This window comes from Ferruginibacter sp. (assembly GCF_031430955.1).
GTDB lineage: Bacteria > Bacteroidota > Bacteroidia > Chitinophagales > Chitinophagaceae > Ferruginibacter.
Genome location: NZ_JANPCM010000197.1, coordinates 1 through 1935, shown reverse-complemented (window position 1 = coordinate 1935; position 1935 = coordinate 1). Strand labels below are relative to the sequence as shown.

The 1935-nt window shown below is 35.7% G+C and carries 3 protein-coding genes and 1 pseudogene; all 4 read right to left on the bottom strand.

Annotated features, from left to right (window positions below; genetic code table 11):
* A pseudogene (locus ACY65O_RS05555) lies at window positions 1–217 on the bottom strand (energy transducer TonB); the annotation flags it as partial.
* Between the two features lie 49 nt (window positions 218–266).
* A complete protein-coding gene (locus ACY65O_RS05550; RefSeq protein ID WP_462219857.1) occupies window positions 267–818 on the bottom strand; it encodes an ExbD/TolR family protein in 552 nt (183 codons plus the stop codon).
* 46 nt (window positions 819–864) lie between these two features.
* Window positions 865–1518, bottom strand: a complete 654-nt coding sequence (locus ACY65O_RS05545) for an ExbD/TolR family protein (protein WP_462219856.1) — start codon at window positions 1516–1518, stop codon at window positions 865–867.
* A gap of 54 nt (window positions 1519–1572) precedes the next feature.
* The coding region (locus ACY65O_RS05540) for a MotA/TolQ/ExbB proton channel family protein (protein WP_462219855.1) at window positions 1573–1935 on the bottom strand (363 nt) is incomplete at its 5' end.

Below are 1935 nucleotides of genomic sequence, written 5' to 3'. Positions count from 1 at the left end.
TATCTACCACGTCAATAGTTTCAGCACTGTTTTTGCCTACAAATTTTGCAAATACAGAGCCTAAAAATATTAACAACGCAATAGCTGCTGTTATCAGCAAGGCTTTTGTAAGCCTTCTGTTGTACGATTTGCGCAAGTCGTAAGCACCGTACTGTTTATTTTTTCCATCGAAAATAATATCGAGGACATCGGCGCTTAAAATTTTATTTATATCCATTGTTACAGACTTTTGTTAATTAGATTCAAAATTGAAACAATTCCATAAATTATTTCCCTCCGGGATTTGCTTCTTCAGTTTTTTGAATAAGCATTTCTTCAGTGGGTGTAATATCCACTTCGGCATAGTGGCCGGGAGGTACGTTACTAATGGTCATTTCATCCAGAATATCAATAGCATTTTTAAAAGTAGCATCCTTATTGGCTTTAATAATGTACATTAAATCACCAATAGGAGTATTCTTCTGTTTAGTAGCAATCAACTCACGTATTTCTTTAAAAGTAGAACTTTTAAATTGTTCGCTGATGGTTTCCGGAAGCAACTCTCCAAAATAATAAAACACATGATCATCTTTACCCAGTAAAAGGGTCATAGCACCTGAGTTTTTTACTTTTAGCTGATTTTCCGGATCGTCCTTAGGTTCGTTCATTGCCATACCTTTTGGTGTACTCATGGTTGTAGTAAACACAAAAAAGGTAAGTAATAAAAAACCCAAATCAACCATTGGTGTAAGATCGACCCTGGTAGATAATTTTTTTGGTTTTTTTACGCCGGGGCCTTTTTTATGGCCACCACCCGACGACGTATCCATTTCTGCCATATCAATATGTTTTTAACTCTGCATTTGCCGAGTTGGTTAACAAAATTTATTTTGCTCCTTCTGCTTTAGGAGGATTTTTAGCTAATTCAGAATCAGCAGGAATACCCTCAGGATTGGTAACAATTTTAAACTTGAAAATATCATTCTTTTTAAACGCAGCTTTTACGTTTTTAAAAGCAGGATACTTAGCATTGTTATCACCTTTAACCAATAAATTAAGATTGTCTATTGACTCTCCTTTAAAGGCATTGGATACACTGTGTATCCAGTCGGCCAGTTCGTTATTGGTACTGTCGCTGGGGATACCATCCATTTTTTCGGCAGGAACACCTTCTTTTAATTGCAGAAAGCTTTTTAGTTTGCTGAAGGGCATTCCAATAAATTCTTGTTTTTTAAGTTTGGAAATTTCTGCAGGAGTCAACCCTAAACTTTTTGATGCATTAATATCATCAATAATGTCATCTTTATGTTTTTTATCATTCAGCATTAAAAAAACCTTTCCGTCTTTTGCTAAAGTAACAACAATGGCCTCGTCTTTTACCACTTTGGTTGATACTGAAGTAGGTGTAGTTATTGTAACTGCCTCAGGAGGTTTTTGTTTGGTTGCCAATATAAAAAAAGACAACAGCAGAAAAGCCACATCACACATCGCCGTCATGTCGATGTTGGTGCTTTTTCGTGGTATTTTAACTTTTGGCATTTTTTAAAATTTTAATATTTACTTAAGATGCAAAATCATTGTTCTTCCATACAATTATTTGTACAGAGAAGCAAAACTTTGTGTTAAAGTAAAACCTGATTCATCAATACCGTAAGTGATGCCATCAATTTTTGTAGTAAAAATATTGTACATAATAATAGCTACGGCAGATGTACCAATACCCAAGGCTGTATTATACAAAGCCTCGGAGATACCTACTGATAATTGCTCAGCAGCTGCACCACCACCATCTCCGCCCAGGTTACCGAAGGCACGGATCATACCTAATACTGTTCCTAACAAACCTAATAATGTTGCAACAGATGCAATGGTTGAAAGGAATACAAGATTTTTCTCCAGCATAGGTAATTCAAGCGAAGTAGCTTCTTCCACTTCTTTTTGAATGGCCATTACTTT